14 protein-coding genes are annotated in these 17,730 nt (G+C 51.7%); 3 read left to right on the forward strand and 11 right to left on the reverse strand.

Translation table 11 applies throughout. The features are described 5' to 3' along the window. Positions 1–27: 27 nt before the first annotated feature. Positions 28–2,832, reverse strand: coding sequence for a [protein-PII] uridylyltransferase (locus tag ACSTTO_RS10745; protein ID WP_439273183.1), 2,805 nt, complete (start codon positions 2,830–2,832; stop codon positions 28–30). 132 nt (positions 2,833–2,964) lie between these two features. Next, positions 2,965–5,280, reverse strand: a complete 2,316-nt coding sequence (locus tag ACSTTO_RS10750; protein WP_439273184.1) for an NADP-dependent malic enzyme — start codon at positions 5,278–5,280, stop codon at positions 2,965–2,967. A 392-nt stretch (positions 5,281–5,672) separates the two neighbouring features. Between ACSTTO_RS10750 and mutS the strand changes: the two genes are divergently transcribed. Further along, positions 5,673–8,375 (forward strand): DNA mismatch repair protein MutS, encoded by a 2,703-nt coding sequence (gene mutS / locus ACSTTO_RS10755; RefSeq protein ID WP_439273279.1) that lies wholly within the window; start codon positions 5,673–5,675, stop codon positions 8,373–8,375. 41 nt (positions 8,376–8,416) lie between these two features. On the opposite strand, the gene olsB is transcribed toward mutS, so the two are convergent. From olsB to sppA, 9 genes are all read right to left on the reverse strand, one after another. Then, positions 8,417–9,283, reverse strand: coding sequence for a l-ornithine N(alpha)-acyltransferase (olsB, locus tag ACSTTO_RS10760; RefSeq protein WP_439273185.1), 867 nt, complete (start codon positions 9,281–9,283; stop codon positions 8,417–8,419). Between the two features lie 195 nt (positions 9,284–9,478). Further along, positions 9,479–9,961 (reverse strand): signal peptidase II, encoded by a 483-nt coding sequence (gene lspA, locus ACSTTO_RS10765; protein ID WP_439273186.1) that lies wholly within the window; start codon positions 9,959–9,961, stop codon positions 9,479–9,481. 30 nt (positions 9,962–9,991) lie between these two features. Next, positions 9,992–10,855 carry a TrmH family RNA methyltransferase gene (locus ACSTTO_RS10770; RefSeq protein ID WP_439273187.1) on the reverse strand — a complete coding sequence of 288 codons (864 nt, stop codon included), beginning with the start codon at positions 10,853–10,855 and terminating at the stop codon, positions 9,992–9,994. After that, positions 10,852–11,829, reverse strand: a complete 978-nt coding sequence (locus ACSTTO_RS10775) for a class I SAM-dependent methyltransferase (RefSeq protein ID WP_439273280.1) — start codon at positions 11,827–11,829, stop codon at positions 10,852–10,854. The genes ACSTTO_RS10770 and ACSTTO_RS10775 overlap by 4 nt, the downstream gene beginning before the upstream one ends. Positions 11,830–12,232: 403 nt before the next feature. Continuing rightward, positions 12,233–13,207 carry a bifunctional Delta(1)-pyrroline-2-carboxylate/Delta(1)-piperideine-2-carboxylate reductase gene (lhpI, locus tag ACSTTO_RS10780; RefSeq protein WP_439273188.1) on the reverse strand — a complete coding sequence of 325 codons (975 nt, stop codon included), beginning with the start codon at positions 13,205–13,207 and terminating at the stop codon, positions 12,233–12,235. Between the two features lie 147 nt (positions 13,208–13,354). Beyond that, positions 13,355–13,573: a hypothetical protein gene (locus ACSTTO_RS10785; protein ID WP_439273189.1), complete on the reverse strand. Its 219-nt coding sequence runs from the start codon at positions 13,571–13,573 to the stop codon at positions 13,355–13,357. 52 nt (positions 13,574–13,625) lie between these two features. Further along, positions 13,626–13,958 (reverse strand): lipopolysaccharide assembly protein LapA domain-containing protein, encoded by a 333-nt coding sequence (locus ACSTTO_RS10790; protein WP_439273190.1) that lies wholly within the window; start codon positions 13,956–13,958, stop codon positions 13,626–13,628. A gap of 172 nt (positions 13,959–14,130) precedes the next feature. Beyond that, positions 14,131–14,418, reverse strand: a complete 288-nt coding sequence (locus ACSTTO_RS10795; protein WP_439273191.1) for an integration host factor subunit beta — start codon at positions 14,416–14,418, stop codon at positions 14,131–14,133. Positions 14,419–14,590: 172 nt separating this feature from the next. Beyond that, entirely contained in the window at positions 14,591–15,571 is a 981-nt protein-coding gene (gene sppA / locus ACSTTO_RS10800; RefSeq protein WP_439273192.1) for a signal peptide peptidase SppA, read from the reverse strand. Between the two features lie 455 nt (positions 15,572–16,026). On the opposite strand from sppA, the gene lptC reads away from it, so the two are divergent. Both lptC and ACSTTO_RS10810 read left to right on the forward strand, forming a co-directional pair. Beyond that, positions 16,027–16,680 carry an LPS export ABC transporter periplasmic protein LptC gene (gene lptC, locus ACSTTO_RS10805; protein ID WP_439273281.1) on the forward strand — a complete coding sequence of 218 codons (654 nt, stop codon included), beginning with the start codon at positions 16,027–16,029 and terminating at the stop codon, positions 16,678–16,680. Positions 16,681–16,902: 222 nt separating this feature from the next. Next, positions 16,903–17,559, forward strand: a complete 657-nt coding sequence (locus ACSTTO_RS10810) for an LptA/OstA family protein (protein ID WP_439273193.1) — start codon at positions 16,903–16,905, stop codon at positions 17,557–17,559. Positions 17,560–17,730: the final 171 nt, after the last annotated feature.

A 17,730-nucleotide genomic window follows, 5' to 3' on the forward strand; every position in this document is an offset into this window, starting at 1 on the left:
TGCATATTTTTCCGGCGCATAGCCGTTTTATATTTTAGTCATTGCAAATACTTTACTATCGGTTGTTTTATTGTCATTGCCGTTTTTATCAAACAGGCTGAGCAGGCGTTTTTGAATATTGGCCTGTTTGGTATGACCGGTGATTTTCTGCCCATCAAGTCCGGTAACATAAAAAGTATCAATCACCTTTTCACCAAAAGTTGTAATATGCGCCGAGGCAATATTAAGGGAGAGATCTGAAATTGCTCTGGTAATTTCAGATAACAGGCCGGTGCGGTCGAGACCTTTGACCTCAATCACCGTGAATTTTTCTGATAAAGTATTATTGATATGAACGCGCGGGGTAACCTGAAAAGCCCGCGCTGAGCGGCGTGATTTTGCCCGCCGTGCCAGCACATCCGGCAAATGGGCGGTGCCGGCCAGCACTTCTTCAATCAATTCTCCTATCCGTGCTGCACGGCGCATTTCATCATCATTGGTGTCAAATTCACGGCTGATGAGAATGGTGTCCAATGCGCGCCCGTCGGTGGTGGTAAAAATTTGCGCATCAACAATATTGGCGCCGGCCGCAGCACAGGCTCCGGCAATGATTGAGAGCAGGCGCGGATGATCGGGCGAGAGGATTGTTAGCTCTGTCACGGCTTCAAATTCATGCGGCCGCGCCATAATATTGAAGATTTTGCCTGCCTCATCGCTGGCGCGGATGAAATTGGCATGGCGCTTCTGATCTTCATGAGGCACGGTGAGCATGTAATTATCATAATGGAGTGCCAGCAATTTTGTCCGCTTGTCCTCAGGCCAGTCGCCAAGCTGTTCTGCAAGCTGGCGGCGCGCCTGATTGCTGCGTTCTGTGTGGCTGGCTTCTGAAAATCCGCCGGTCAGAAGCAGTTCCGTCTCATAATAAAGCGTGCGCAGCAATTGGCCTTTCCAGCCATTCCACACTCCGGGGCCAACGGCTTTGATATCGCATATGGTGATCAATAACAGCAGTTTCAGCCGTTCGGTGGTTTGCACAATAGCGGCAAAATCGGCAATGGTTTTGCGGTCATTAAGATCGCGTGATTGCGCAATTTTACTCATGGTCAGATGTTCCTGCACCAGCCATGCCACCAGTTCTGTTTCTGACGCGTTAAGTCCGAAGCGCGGGGCTAATTTACGTGCAATGCGCGCACCGGCGATAGAGTGATCTTCCGGGCGGCCTTTGGCAATATCATGCAACAGCAGAGTTACATAAATCAGATGTCGGTCATTTTTTAGGGTTGGCAGCAGGCTGTGGGCGAGGGGATGCTCATTTTTCAGTGTCTCATGTTCAATCTCGGACATGATGGCAATACAGCGCAGCAAATGCTCATCCACCGTATAATGATGATACATATTGAATTGCATCATCGCGACAATCTTGCCGAAATCCGGAATGAACTGCCCGAGAACGCCGGATTCATTCATACGGCGCAAGGTGCGCTCAGGCGTGCGCGGCGAGGCAACAATTTCCAGAAACAGCCGGTTGGCTTCCTTGTCATTGCGCACATCGCTTCTGATCAGCTTGAGCGAGCGGCTAACGCGCTGGATGACATGGGGATGATATTGCAGCCCGTGTTTATCCGCCAGATAGAACAGGCGGATCAGATTGACCGGATCGCGCTGGAATACTTCATCATCGGCAATATTGATACGGTTGTTATCAAGAACAAAATCAGTGCTGCCGGCAATCTTGCGTCTTTTACGGGTAAGGGCAGAGAAAAATTTGCCAGTGCCCGGGGTTTCCTTGAGTTGCTCTTCTTCCAGCGCCGCACTGATGATACGGGTCAGGTCACCCACATCCTTGGCCACCAGAAAATAATGTTTCATAAAACGTTCAACCGCAGTTTGCCCCGGATGATCCGTATAGCCAAGGCGGGTGGCAATCTCGCGTTGAATATCAAAAGACAGGCGCTCTTCAGCCTTGCCGCATAAAAAATGCATATGGGCGCGCACCGCCCAGAGAAAATCATCAGCCTTGCTGAAAAGCTTTGCCTCATTGCGGGAAAAAACACCACGCTTGATCAGTTCTTCTGTGGAGTGGACGCGGTAAATATATTTGGCAATCCAGAACAGGGTTTGCAGATCGCGCTGCCCGCCCTTGCTTTCTTTTATATTAGGTTCAACCAGATAGCGGGTGGAGCCTGCTTTTTTATGGCGGATATCACGCTCAACCAACTTGGCCTGCACAAATTCCGCACCGCTATTGGCTACAATTTCCTGATCAAAACGGCTGGTAAGTTCTAGGTAAAGGTCGCGGCTGCCGGTGAGAAAACGCGCCTCCAGCAAGGAGGTGCGAATGGTCATATCCTCACGCGCAAGGCGGATTGCATCATCAATATTGCGGGTGGAATGCCCGACTTTAAGCCCCATATCCCACAGCATATAGAGCATATATTCCACAACCTGCTCGCCCCATGGGGTCTGTTTATAAGGCAGGAGAAAGAGCAGGTCGATATCAGAGCCCGGTGCCAGACCGCCGCGTCCGTAACCGCCCACGGCAATAATGGATAAGTGCTCAGCCTTGGAGGGATTGACGGAAGGATAGATATTCTCAAGCGTGAAATCATAAAGCGCAGTGATCAGGCAATCCATCAAGGCACTGATGCGCCTTGCACAGATAATGCCGCCGCCGTCCTGGAGGAGCATGGTTTCAGCGGCGGATTTGCCGTTTTTCCATGCGGTTTTGAGGATTTTAAGAACCTGATTGCGGATATCATCCCTGGAACTGTTATTTTCTGCCGCCGCTGTCAGTCCTGTTATGAGTGCCTGCCTGTCTATGATGCGGTCGAGGTGAAGATCGGACTGGCGCATGAGAAACGGTTCCGTAAAATCAGTAAGGGATGTGGGAACTGAGCATGATTTATACTGAAACGCAATGACGGGTTTTTAGCGGCGGAACTGCGGCCGGAATATTATTGCCGGCCGCGTTTAAATTCTCGCAATTCAGGTGGTTGCCGTATAGGCGGTAAAGGCGGCCATATTGGCAATATCCGAGTCTTTGGCGCTCAGGGGCACAATCTGCACCGCACGGTCGAGCCCGGTAAGCAGCGGGCCTATCAGCGTGGCGCCGCCCAGCTCCTGCAGCATATTGGCTGCAATGGATGCTGCATGATAATCGGGCATGACAAGCACATTGGCAGGCGCTGTCAAACGGGTAAACGGATAGGATTCCATCAGGCCGGCATTAAGCGCCACATCGGCGCTCATTTCACCGTCAAATTCGAAATCTACATGGCGCTGTTCCAGAATGCGGATGGCCTCCTGAATATTTTCCGAGCGGGCACCCGACATATGGCCAAAAGTGGAGTAGGCCAGCATGGCAACACGCGGATTATAGCCCATACGCCGCGCCACATTGGCTGCTTCTTGTGCAATATCGGCCAGTTCTTGCGCATTTGGCTGTTCATGCATGGCTGTATCGGCGATAAAAACTGTGCGCCCGCGGCATAATGCCAGCGAAATGCCGATCATGCGGTGCCCTGGTTTTACATCGATAACACGGCGCACATCTTCAATACTGGTGGCATAATTGCGGGTAACACCGGTGACCATGCCGTCTGCATCGCCCATAGCCACCATACAGGCGGCAAAATGGTTGCGGTCATTATTAATCATGCGCTGGCAATCGCGGAATAGATAGCCCTTGCGCTGCAGCTTTTCATAAAGATGATCGGCATATTCCGCGGTGCGTTTTGACAGGCGGGCATTGGTAATTTCAATACCAAGCTTTTCAAGATCTATGCCTGCCTGTGCCGCGGTTTCAAGAATACGCTCCTCCCGGCCAAGCAGGATCGCCTTGCCAAGCCCTTGTGTTGCAAAGGAGACCGCAGCGCGGATGACCTGCGGCTCCTCACCTTCGGCAAAAATTATCCGTTTGGTGTGACGGCGGATGCGGTCATAAATACCGGACATGGTTGAGGCGATCGGATCACGGCGGGCGGCAAGCGTGCGGGCATAGGCTGCAAGGTCTTCGATCGGTTTTCCGGCAACGCCGCTTTCCATTGCGGCTTTGGCCACAGCAACGGGAATGGTCGAGAGCAGGCGCGGATCAAACGGCACCGGAATAATATAATTGGGGCCAAAGCGCGGGCGGTTACCCTGATAGGCGGCAGCAACATCATCGGGCACATCGGCACGGGCAAGTTCAGCCAGGGCATTGGCCGCGGCAATTTTCATCGCATCATTGATTGTGCTGGCACGCACATCCAGCGCACCACGGAAAATATACGGAAAACCAAGAACATTATTGACCTGATTGGGATAATCGGAACGGCCGGTGGCAACAATCGCATCCGGGCGGATTGCGGCTACTTCTTCCGGCGTGATTTCCGGATCGGGATTGGCCATGGCGAAGATGATCGGATTATCAGCCATGGAGCGCACCATATCTTCTGTCAGTGCACCTTTTGCAGAAACACCGAAAAAAATATCCGCACCCTTCATGGCGTCAGCCAGTGTGCGCTTGTCGGTTTTAACCGCATGGGCGGATTTCCACTGGTTCATGCCCTCAGTGCGTCCTTGCCAGACGACACCCTTGGTATCACACAGAATCACATTTTCAGGTGCAAAACCCATAGCTTTGACCAGTTCAATACAGGCAATGCCGGCAGCACCGGCACCGTTGCATACCATTTTGGTGGTTTTAAGATCGCGGCCGGTAAGATGCAGGGCATTGATCATTCCGGCAGCGGCAATAATGGCTGTGCCGTGCTGATCATCGTGAAAAACCGGAATATTCATCAATTCGCGCAGGCGGCTTTCAATGACAAAACATTCCGGCGCCTTGATATCTTCCAGATTGATGCCGCCAAAGCTCGGGCCTAAATAGCGCACCGCATTGATGAATTCTTCCACATCGGTGGTATCAACCTCCAGATCAATGGAATCCACATCGGCAAAGCGTTTAAACAGCACCGCTTTGCCCTCCATAACCGGCTTGGAGGCCAGCGCGCCAAGATTGCCCATTCCCAGAATGGCGGTGCCGTTTGAAATAACGGCAACCATATTGCCTTTGGATGTATAATCATAAGCTCTGGCCGGATCATCGGCAATGGCTTTTACCGGCACGGCAACGCCGGGGGAATAGGCAAGGGAGAGATCGCGCTGTGTGGCCATGGGTTTGGTTGGTGTGATTTCCAGCTTGCCAGGCCGCGTTTTTGCATGAAAATCCAATGCTTCCTGTTCCGTCAGCGATGCGCCTTTGCCAGATGATGATACTGGTTTGTGAGCAGATATTGCTGCGGTTTTTTCAACAGTCATTGACCCCTCCGGTCGGTTATGCGGGCAAAATGGCATGGTTGTGCCATTTATGCGGAATGAGCAGATGCGCCCTGCGCTTTCTCATCTGGTTACACTATCAGGGCAGTCTGTTTATACTATGTTTTCTGAAATGAATATCGCAACATGTGAAAAGATTGCGCTCTTTAAAGGCAATATTTGAAAAAATTTGCAAATAATCAGAAATTAGCGGGGATATAAGCAACTGCCTGCTTCACATCGGTTTATCCCGCACTTTAAGGTATGGGGCAAATTTTGAAAATTAATTTCAGGAACGCGTGTATTCTCTTATGACAAGCCAACAGAAATCCCAACTGGCTGATGAGCCGCAGAGCAGCTATGATGCAGGGCTGAATGCGCGCCCCACACCGATGATGGAACAATATATCGAGATCAAGGCTGCCTATCCTGACAGTCTTCTGTTCTATCGCATGGGAGATTTTTACGAACTGTTCTTCAAAGATGCCATTGAGGCCTCTGAGGCGCTTGGTATTACGCTGACCAAACGCGGCAAACATCTGGGAGAAGATATTCCGATGTGCGGGGTGCCGGTGCATACTGCCGATGATTATCTGCAGCGTTTGATCAGCAAGGGTTTTCGCGTGGCTGTTTGTGAACAGGTGGAAGATCCGGCTGAAGCAAAAAAGCGCGGTTCCAAATCGGTGGTCAGGCGTGATGTGATCCGCCTTGTAACGCCTGGAACGCTTACGGAAGAAAAGCTGCTTGACCCGGCACAAGCCAATTATTTGATGATACTCGGCCGTGTGCGTAGCACACAAACCAGAAACGACGTGCGTAGCACACAAATTGAGCCCTCAGTAAAAGGCGGCGAGGCCGGCCGGCTGGCGCTGGCATGGATTGATATTTCCACCGGTCAGTTCCGTATGACGGAGACCAGCCCTGAAAAGCTCTATGCCGATATTATGCGTGTGGATCCGCGCGAGCTGATTGTTCCTGAAACGGCTTTTCATGATCCGCAAATCCGTCCGGTGCTGGATTTGCTGGGGCGCATTGTTATGCCTCAGCATCCGAGCCTGTTTGAGAGCACAACAGCGGAAGAGCGTATCAAGCGCTATTACGGGGTTGCGACACTGGATGGTTTTGGCGAGTTTAACCGCAGTGAGCTTTCTGCAATTTCCGGTGCGATTGCTTATCTGGAAAAAACCCAGATGGCCGAGCGTCCGCCCCTGATGCGCCCTGAGCGCGAGACGGACGGTTCATCCTTATTTATTGATCCGGCAACCCGCGCTAATCTGGAATTGATGCGCACACTCTCCGGCAGCCGTGAAGGCTCGCTGCTCAAAGCGGTTGACCGCACTGTCACCGGTGCCGGTGCAAGGCTTTTGGCAGAGCGTTTGACTGCGCCGCTGACCGATCCGGCGCAGATTGCGATAAGGCAGGAATCGGTGGCGTTGTTTCTTGCAGAGCCATTATTGGCGCAAGGGCTGCGTGCCGCTTTGCGTGGTGTGCCGGATATGCCGCGTGCATTGTCACGTCTGGCAGTGGGGCGCGGCGGCCCGCGTGATCTTGGTGCATTGCGGGCCGGTTTTCAGGCAGCTCAGCTGGTGTGCCAGCTGTTTGCAGGCAAGGATTTGCCGCAGGAACTTGCACAGGCCTGTCAGGCGATTGCCGCCTTGCCGGCAGATTATGCCCGCTTGCTTGATCAGGCTTTGGCAGAGGAATTGCCGCTTTTAAAGCGTGATGGCGGTTTTATCCGTACGGGGTTTCACACAGAGCTTGATGAAATGCGCCGGCTGCGCGATCAGTCACGCCGTGTGATTGCCGGATTGCAGGCGCAATATATGGAGGAAACCGGCGTAAAATCGCTCAAGATCAAGCATAATAATGTGCTTGGCTATTTTATTGAGGTGACGGCCAATACGGCCGCGGCGCTGACAGATACGGATGAAGCCAAAGCGCGTTTTATCCATCGCCAGACCATGTCCAATGCCATGCGTTTTACCACGCTGGAACTGGCGGAACTTGAAACAAAAATTGCCAATGCTGCTGATCGTGCATTGTCGATTGAACTGGCGATTTTTGATGATCTTATCCGGCAAACCGTCGAAAATGCTGATGTGATCCGCTCCGGTGCCGGTGCCCTTGGCGTGATGGATGTGTCTGCCGCACTTGGCATATTGGCCGATGAACAGGGCTATTGCCGCCCTAAAGTCGATAATAGTCTGAATTTTGCCATTGATGGAGGCCGCCATCCGGTGGTTGAGCAGGCGCTTAAAAAACAGGCCGCCAATCCCTTTGTTGCCAATGGTTGTGATTTGTCACCGCAAGGCACCCAGAAATTTGGCGCGATATGGCTTTTGACCGGGCCTAATATGGGCGGTAAATCTACTTTTCTGCGCCAAAATGCATTGATTGCGATCCTCGCGCAGATGGGGTCCTATGTGCCGGCCACATCTGCCCATATTGGCATTGTTGACCGGCTGTTCAGCCGTGTTGGCGCATCAGATGATCTGGCGCGCGGTCGCTCCACATTCATGGTGGAGATGGTGGAAACCGCCGCTATCCTTAATCTTGCCGGTGAGCGTTCTCTGGTTATTCTGGATGAGATCGGCCGCGGTACCGCAACTTTTGACGGCTTGTCAATTGCCTGGGCAAGTGTGGAATATCTGCATGAGCAAAACCGTTGCCGCGCGCTGTTTGCCACCCATTTTCATGAAATGACAGCCCTGTCGGAAAAATTGGGGCGGCTTGCAAATGTCACCATGCGGGTAAAGGAATGGGAGGGCGATGTGGTCTTTCTGCATGAGGTGGCCAAAGGCGCCGCTGACCGCTCCTATGGCGTGCAGGTGGCGCGTCTGGCAGGCTTGCCTGATGCAGTGGTGGAGCGGGCGCGCGATGTGCTGCATCGCCTTGAAGAGGGGGAAACCTCCGGTAAGGCGGAGAAGATAATTGATGATTTGCCGCTTTTTGCCGTAGCGGCAAAGCCGCGTGAAACGGCAAAACCGGTGCAGGATAATGTTTTGCTGGACGCCATGCGTGAGATCAATCCTGATGATTTGACACCGCGTGAGGCATTGGAGGCGCTGTATCAGTTGAAAAAACTGAGTCAGGCCTGATAACAAGCCCGCTGAAATTCAATTTGAGCGGGCTTGTTCAATCACACAAAACGGTCAGCTTCTGCACCGTAATAATTGATGTAGCGGCTGGAAATCCGGCTGACCGGCAGAATGATCAGCACATCGGTTGTGCCGAATTGATGATCCACCACTGCACCGTCACCAATCATTGCGCCAAGGCGTAAATATCCTTTAATCAGCGGCGGCATGGAAAACAGCGCCACTTTGGAATTGATTGCCTCTGCGGGCACCATATCCATTGAGCGGTAATGTTGCTGCAGTGCGCGCACATCCCATTCCGCATCTGCCCGGCAATTATGCTGGAGAAAGGAAAGCGCCAGCGCATGAGCCTCCGGCACTGTGCCATGGAAAGAGGCGCAGCCAAACATCACCTCAATCTTATGCTGGCGGCAATAGGACCAGATTCCCTGCCACAGCAATTCCACTGTGCGTTTGGAGCGGTATTCCGGCTTGACGCAGGAGCGGCCGAGTTCCAGAAACTGCAATTCCGGTTTACGTGCGGTGAGTTTGTTGATCTCATATTCACCGGCAGAATAAAAATTGCGGCCGGCGGCGATCATATCGCTGCGCATTAACCGGTAGGTGCCGACAAGCTGCTCGGCCTCGCCGCCTGCAATTGCCGTATCATAAACCACGAGGTGGTCGCAGACAGCATCATATTGATCTGCGTCCCATTCTTCAGGCTGGGCATTTTCGGCTTTTTGCGCGCCAAGTTCGGTATAAAAGACGTCATAACGTAATTTTTGCGCAATCCGGATGGTCTGCGGATTGTTGGCGATACGCACAATCAGGCTGCCCATGCGGCCAAGAATCCGGTCATCGGGCGATAAGGCGGCATCAGATAAAATAGCGCCAAGATCAAGCGCATCTGGAGATGTCTGTTTCATATGTGCATCATGCGCGTTCTGTGAAAAAAATCCAAGAGTTTGTGGCAAGATACACCCTCCGCCGGTATTGTCTGTATTTGAGTGTGTTCATTCAGCATCATGACGACTATAAGCTGCATATACAGACGAACTGCGTCAGCCATGTGACAAAAACTGCAGACAGATTATGCGCGGGCGTATTGGTTTAAGATATTTTCAGTGTTTTGGACGGGTGCGCTGCCATTGCAGAATTTCATCCAGAATGATCAGGCCGGCACCTATGGTAATGTAAACATCTGCCAAATTAAATACCGCAAAAGACCAGTGAGGCAGATGAAATAACACATAATCAACAACATAGCCAAGCAAGCTGCGGTCAATCAGATTGCCGACAGCGCCACCGATTATCAGGGCAAAGCCAAGACGGCTGATGTTGCGCTCTGCTGCTGTTGTCCACCATAAATAGGAGACAAAGCCAATAACCGCGATTGTCATGGCAATCAGCCCGCCATCATGCAGCCATGACAGCATGGAGAAGGCAATACCCTCATTATGGGTGCGAAACAGCGCCAGAAAGGGCAGAAGATCAATCTGTTGTTGATAGTCCATACCGCTCTCCACCAGAAATTTGACAAGCTGGTCGGAGGCGATAGCAAAAACAATGATCAGGGCTGACCATAGCCCGGCACGTTGAGACATTAGGATAAAACTCCTGTGCAGATATTGCCTTTACCTTTTATCCAGAACAAGGGCATCACGGCGGATTTCATAGAGCATAATGCCGGTGGCAATCGCAAGATTGAGCGAATCCGCCCGCCCTGCCTGCGGAATACGCGCCAGATGTGTGCAAATTCCGGCAAGCTCATCCGGCAACCCCTGCTGTTCATTGCCCATCAATAGCATAACCGGCTGTTTGTTATAAGGAATTGTGCGGTAATCTACAGCGCCTTTCAAATGTGTGCCAACCAGCATGGCTTTATAGGATTTGCGCCACCGGACAAACTCCTCATGGCGGGTGCGGTAGAGCGGCACTGCAAAAATTGACCCCATTGTGGCACGCACAGTTTCCAAAGAATAAGGGTCAGTGCAATCACCAATCAGAATAATCCCTTTTGCGCCGGCTGCATCTGCGGTGCGGATAATTGTGCCAAGATTGCCCGGATCACGCACACGGTCAAGGGCGATATAAGTGTCATTATTTTGCGGCTGCAGATGATCAAGTGTTGTAAATCGCTGGTCAAAGACGGCAGCCACCATTTGCGGATTATCCTTGCGGGTAATGGCGGCAATAACTTTTTCTGAAGCCTCCAGCACCAGACCGCCGCCGGCCTTGGTGCGGGCGGCCACTTTCTCCACCAGCGGATTGCCTTTGCCGGCTTTGGAAAAGACCAATGTGCGGATGTGCCAGCCCTGATCAATCGCATCAATCACCAGTTTCAGGCCTTCCGCCAGAAACACACCCTGCTGATCGCGATATTTCTTGATTGCCAGAGAGCGCAGCTCCTTAACGATCGGATTGCTCAGGCTTGTCACCTCTTTCACAAGGCCGGGGCGTGGTGTGTCTGTGCGGGAAAAATCATTATCTTTGGTCATGGTTGGGCAATCCAGCGGGAAAACATGGAAGTGGATAGGGCGCGTCCGGCCGAGCGTTCACGCAGGATCAATTCGCCCGATTCAATCAGGCCGCCGCGTCCGGTAAAGCGGTCGCGCATCAGCTCATGAATGGCAAAAAAAGAAGCGCGGATTGAATAGGCCGTGAGCACCACACTTAAAGCATCGGGTGAGAGAATGGCGCGGCACATATCCACCATCTGCGGCAGATTGTCAAAAAGTTGCCAGACCTCGCCATTGGGCCCGCGGCCATAGGCCGGCGGATCAAGCAGGATAATGTCATAAGTGTTGCCGCGGCGCTCTTCGCGCGCCACAAATTTGGTGGCATCCTCGCATATCCAGCGGATTGGCTTGTCATCAAGGCCGGCCAGAGCCTGATTTTCCCGCGCCCAGTTGATTGCCTTTCTGGAAGCATCGACATGGGTAACCTCCGCACCCGCATGGGCGGCAATCAGTGAGGCAATGCCGGTATAGCCAAACAGATTGAGAACGCGCACTGAGCGGTTGACCTGCTTTTTGCGGGCGTTACGCACTTGCTGCGCCATAAAAGCCCAATGTGCGGCCTGTTCCGGAAACACGCCGACATGGCGGAAAGAGGTGAAACGGCCAAAGAAGCGCACATCCTGCAGCATCATCGGCCAGGTTTCGCCCAATTGTTCTTTTGGAAAATGCCAGCGCCCCATGCCTTCTTCATCCGTGTTGCCGGTAAAGATCGCATCGGCCTTGTCCCACTCGTTCTGCGGCCATGCAGGCTGCCAGATTGCCTGTGCCTCTGGGCGGATGATGCGATAAGCGCCATATTGCTCAAGCTTGAGGCTGTTGCCGCTGTCGAGCAGCGCATAATCTTCACTCGGGCTGGTCTCAAGAATAATAGGCAGATTTTGCTGCGGCCGCTCGCCGCTCAGTTTCAGAAGCGGGCGGCTGGCAACAGCTGCTTCATTGGCCGGTTTTTTCAACTGGGCGGAATTTTCAGAAGCCGCAGGATTTTGCTCCGGTTTTGCAAATTTGGGGCGTGGTTTCCTGAACCCCTGTGAAGGTGAAGCCGCTGCGGTTTTACGGATATCACGCGCCTGCGGCGCTGCTTTGCTGCTTGTCCGTGCTGATGCGCCGCGATGCGATTTGGCGGCTTTTCCTTTTGGCGGTTTCACCCTGTTTGCTCCGGAAATAGTTGGTTATTGCAGGCATTTTGCCATCAACTGGTTTATTTGATGGCAAAATGCCTGCTGTTTCGTAGAGCATGGCGGCGTTTTGGGAAAGCTGAATTTAAATTTTAATATCCTATAAATGCATTTTTGCCCCTGAAAATCTGAAAAAACAGTCTTGGTTTCAGATTTTCAGGGCAGGAACCGGCTTTGAAGCTTAACCGGTCCGGCGGCGGCTTTTCTCATAAACCATAATGCCGGCGGCCAGATCTTCCATGGCTGCCCCTACGGATTTGAATAATGTAATATCCTCCTCACTCTCGCGGCCTTTAACCTGCCCGCGTGCCAGATCAAACAGATCGCCCAATATGTGGCTTTCCTGAATAATACCGTCTCGCAGTGGTTGGGTAATATCGCCGCCTTCTTGCAGCGCGCCTGCCTTGGTATCGACAAAAACCCGCGAGCGCAGCACTGCCTCATCATCGCTCTCGCGCATATCCGGTGTGAATGCGCCAACAAGATCCACATGGGTGCCGGGGCGCAAATGTTTCCCGTGAATCAACGGTTCTGTTGCCAATGTACCTGCTGCCACAATATCGGCCTCACGGATAGCGGCAGCGTGATCCTTTGCAATATAGGCATTATAGCCTTCATCGCGCAGCTCCCTGATTGTGGCTTGCGCCCGTTGCGGATTGCGCACACAAAGGGCAATGTCGGTTATCGGGCGTATGGCGCTATGGGCGCGGGCCAGATTGGATGAGACAGCGCCGGCACCCATGATGACAAGGCGTGATGCATCCTCACGGGCAAGGTAACGTGCTGCAAGGGCGGATGCGGCGGCTGTGCGCCAGCGGGTCAGGCTCTGTCCGTCAATCAGGGCTTTTGGTTCGCCGGTTATACCATCAAGCAGCAGATAAACGCCCATGACCGCCGGTTTGTTGATCAGCCCGTTATCCGGTGAAACAGTGACGATTTTTACCCCCATATAGCCCTGTGACGGATGCTCAAGCTCATGAAAATCCGACCAGGCAGGCATTAACAATAACATGGAGGGGGTGCCTTCAGGGCGCTCAACCGGATGATGGTGACGCACAGGCTGGATCATGCCGTTGTGAAAAGCCGCATCCAGCGCATCGACCAGCTCCGGCCATGTCATCAGGGCATCAACATCAGCAGCAGTAATATGGATCATCAGTAATCAGGCCTTATTTTATAATATCCTGCATGTCGTCTCCTGCAGCATGCAAGATCTTGGTTTTGACAAGTTGATGGTGGATTGTTCCCATGCCCGGCGGCAGGACTCAAGCGCGATACTGTAAAACTTGATGAAAAAACCAGATCACATCAGTGCCGGAGTTAAAGATATGGATAATGTGACGGCTTGAATTTCAATAAATATGAAAGACAATCTGTAAAAAAACTGGCAGCGGTCTGCGGTTATTTTTTGCAATTCGTATTTTGCTGAAGGGAAAGGCCTGTATCTGACTGCTAGCCGGATGATGATAGCCGGCAGGAAGACGCCGCTCTCAAGCACAATCATATTCATAGCCGCCATCATGGCATGATACCTGAAGCGCGGATGTGGTGTTGAAAACGCGCAATCTTATTGTTTATGTCAGCGATAAAGATGAAGATGACGGCAGGTTTTTAGCCTCTGCCTGTCTGGCGCGGTTGAGCAGTGCCTCGGCCTCAGCCTTGCGTTTGCGGGCAAGTTTACGATGCCGCCCTTGCGTGAACCAGATCAGCACGCCACCAATCATAATGCCAGCCAGAAAAGCGCCGAGCACCCAGATGAACAGGGGCGCTGTATAGGTCAGCGCCGGATTGCCCGGATTGAAAGGATCGAGCGTCACACTGACTGCGCTGCGGTTTGCCACCGAAAGCACAATTAAAATCACCGCAAGCGGCACCGCGATGATAAGTGTCAGGAAACGGCGGGTCATGTATCAATATCCGTTATCTGTTCTTAAAAAAAATTAGATCACCATCCGCACAGTTTCCGGATGGTGAAAAACCTGTCGTTCTTCCCGTTTTGGCTGCGCTATAGTGTTTTGCATCACTATAGCGCATAATATGTTTTTTAAAAAACGCATATGAAACGGGCAATATCGGCGCTTAGTTCTTGCCGTTATTCAGGCGGTCGCGCAGTTCTTTACCGGTTTTGAAAAATGGCACCCATTTTTCTTCAACATCAACCGATTCGCCGGTGCGCGGATTGCGTCCGTTACGGGCCGGCCGGTTTTTAACCGAGAAAGCGCCAAAGCCGCGCAATTCCACACGATTGCCCTCAGCCAGAGCTTCAGTAATCTCGTCGAAGACCGCACTGACAATATTTTCCACGTCACGCTGGAAAAGATGCGGATTGCGGCTGGCGATGATCTGTACGAGTTCAGATTTAATCACTGCGTTCGACCTCTCTGCAATATTAAAAATATATGCTCTCAACTTGTGATGACTGGCACTGCCATTTTAACAGTACAGATAATCATCAATAATACGGCCAAGCTCTTCATATTTCATAACGTATAGCGCCTTAAAAAGCTATATTGATACTTACTTTCATCCGGCTGTCATATCAGTCCTGTATTTTTTGCTCGCTGCCAGCCTGCCAAACTGAAAGCATCCCGTCAAGAAAGATGCGCCGGCTGATTTGCTCATCAATCAGCAAAGTGCTTTCATCGGCCAGCCCCATATTGCGCAGAAGCAGTTTGATAGCGGTTGAAGATAAAAGATCATTATAGGGTGATGTCTCGGCTTTCCATTCAATCACCGGCAGATCTTTGCTCAATCCTTTGCCTTGCAGCCATTTGAGGGATGTTTCCTGGTCGCCCAATGCGTCAATCAGCTGATGCTGCAATGCCTGACGTCCGGTATAGACGGAACCATTGGTGAGTGCCGGCAATTGATCGGCGGCAATCATCGGCCGGCGTTCTCTGACAAGCCCGACAAACCAGTCATAGGTGTCTTTGACTGTATTATCGATCATGGCTTTGGCTTCTTCGCTGGCCGGCGAGAAGAAATTTGGCTCGGCCTTGAGCGGGCTTGATTTGATGGTTTCAAACTTAACGCCGATTTTATCAAGCAGGCCGCTGATATCGGGATATTGAAACAGCACGCCGATTGAGCCGATGATGGATGTTTTATGGGCAACAATATGATCGGCGGCTATGGCTATCATATAGCCTGCAGAAGCGGCCAGTGTGCCAACCTGTGCCGCAACGGGCTTTTTGGCGGCAATTTTGCGCACGGCGTCATAAATTACCTCACCGCCGGTTGTCGTTCCGCCGGGGGAGCTGATATCAAGAATGACGCCCTTTACCATATTGCTGTCTGCGACATTTTTGAGGCGTTTCAAAAGTTCTTCATTATTATAAATAGTGCCGGTGATCGAAATTTTGGCAATATGTGGTATATTGCGCGACTGTCTGCTGCCGGTGAAATAAAATATGGCAGCCAGTGTGAGTGCAGCAACAAGCAACAGCGCGATGACGCGCCAAAAAGTGAGCTTGCGGCGGATGCGGCGGCGTTCAAGAACTGCATCGGCAATGTAAGTCATAAATTATGTCCGTGTTTTTGGCGTTTCAGAAATGCAGGAGAAAATTTCCGGTTGTAACCTTCAGGTTTAAAAGTGGCGGTGTTGTGTGTGGCAGGTGAAACTGTCGGCCATTCCTCATTTTCAGGCCAAAAGGGCTGTTATTTACTGTATTGCATAATATATGCAGGTTGGTATTTACGCTTTTGAACTTGTTTTGCGGCGGAGCCATCCCATTTATAGAGCAACTTGAGCAAAAGTGCGAAGCGGTTTTGCCTATATATAATGCAATGAAACAAATATTCGGAACGGCTCCGGCGTTATTATTCTAACCGGTGCCGCTCCGGCAGAACAGCAGGACAAGTGAGCGCACGGTTCAAAAATAATCGTGTCTTTCATTTATAAATATTAATACCTTGGATATAGACAACCGGCAAATTTACCGGTTTGAGGAGTTTCGGACTGTGTCAGACCATAAAATGGTTTTCGGGGCATCACAAAAAAGCAGTGCGGTTTTTCATGCCGCACAGCGCCATAGCATGCGCGTGCGTGTGCTGAAAATCGCCCTGCCGGTTACAGCCCTTATTATTGCGTTTATTTTCTCTTGGTTTACATTTCTGGCAGCCCCGGCCTCCACGGTCAAGGTGCAGATGGATCCGTCTGAAAATGGCAAACTGGTTATGACCAGCCCCCAGCTCAATGGCTATACCAAGGATAACCGTCCTTATTCAATGGTAGCCTCGCGCGCGGTGCAGGATGCCAAGCAAAATGGTGTTATTGCGCTTGAAGGGATCAGGGCGCAATTGCCGGTGGGCGATAAAAACAGTGCCGAGATTGATGCTGTATCCGGCGTCTATGACAGTGTGAATGAGCATTTGCAGTTTGATAATGCTTTTACTGTTAAAACCACTGACGGCATGGAGGCAAGGCTTGGTTCGGCCAGTGTAAATATGGCAAATGGTGAGATGAGCACCGACAAGCCTGTCGATATCCGCACTGCAAATGCACATATCCGCGCCGAGCGCATGAAAGTTCAGGACAATGGCAAGGTTCTGGTTTTTGAGGATAAGGTTCACCTGACAATCGAACCTGTTGAGACAACAAAGACAATGCCGGCGAAAAAGGGCAGCTGACCGGCTGCCGGTTTTGCCGGACGGGCTGACTGCCCGCAGATAGGGAGCCCGCAGACAGCGCAATTGCCTACACGAAAAAGTAATAGGCCTGTTATAGCCTGCAGGGCAGATATTTTATATTTTGCGCCAATAAGGCGCAGATCGCTCAAAATGGACAGGAACATATTGTTTTACGGTTCATCTTGCGATTTATATGAGCTCGGTTTTTTTGAGGGAGCAAAAATGATCAGGCAAAGGGCGTGCGGCGGGCTTGAAAAAGCTTCGGGCGATATAGTTTCAGTAAAATCTGACCGGCGCAATGCTGTGCTCTGCCGGTCTTTTGCCGCTGTGATCAGTGGTTTGTTGGTTTTTGCTCCTGCAGGCGTCCTTGCGCAGGAAGGCACGGCCCTGAATGGTCTGAAATTGTCAGACAGTAAAGAGCCCGTTGCCATTGATGCCGGAAAAATGGAAGTTCGGGACAAGGAAGGCCTGATCATTCTCACCGGAAATGTTGCTGTCCGGCAGGGGGATATTATTCTGCGTGCCGGCCGTATGCAGGTTCACACCGCAAAGCCTGCAGATGGCGGGGATAGGGCTAAAGGCGGTATCGGGGGCTTGAGTGGCGCGGGGCTGAATGCCGGCGGCATAGAAAAAATCGATGTGGATGGCAAGGTCTATCTTAAATCGGGTACGCAGGTCGCCACCGGTGACGCCGGCACCTATGATGCGAAATCGCAAACAATGGTGCTCACGGGCAAAAAGGTTGTGCTCTCTGACGGCGATAATATTGCCAGCGGTTGCAAGCTTATTGCCAATACCCAAACCGGCAAGGCTTTTCTTGAAAGCTGCAAGGGCAAGGCCGGGCGTGTTTCAATTATCCTGTCGCCGAAAAACGAGTAGAGGATTTTAACACGCGGGCGCATCCGGCATATTTTGCAAGCAACGCCTGAAGGCAATAGAAAGAGTAAGCCGCGATTTTTTACACGGACTGGCCGATTTGTAGATTGCGCGGAAATGAGAAAATCAAGATCTGCCGCGCTTTTCTTATGAAGCAGGCATTTCAGTAACCTG

The organism is Pseudochrobactrum albidum (genome assembly GCF_051851455.1).
Classification (GTDB): Bacteria; Pseudomonadota; Alphaproteobacteria; order Rhizobiales; family Rhizobiaceae; genus Pseudochrobactrum.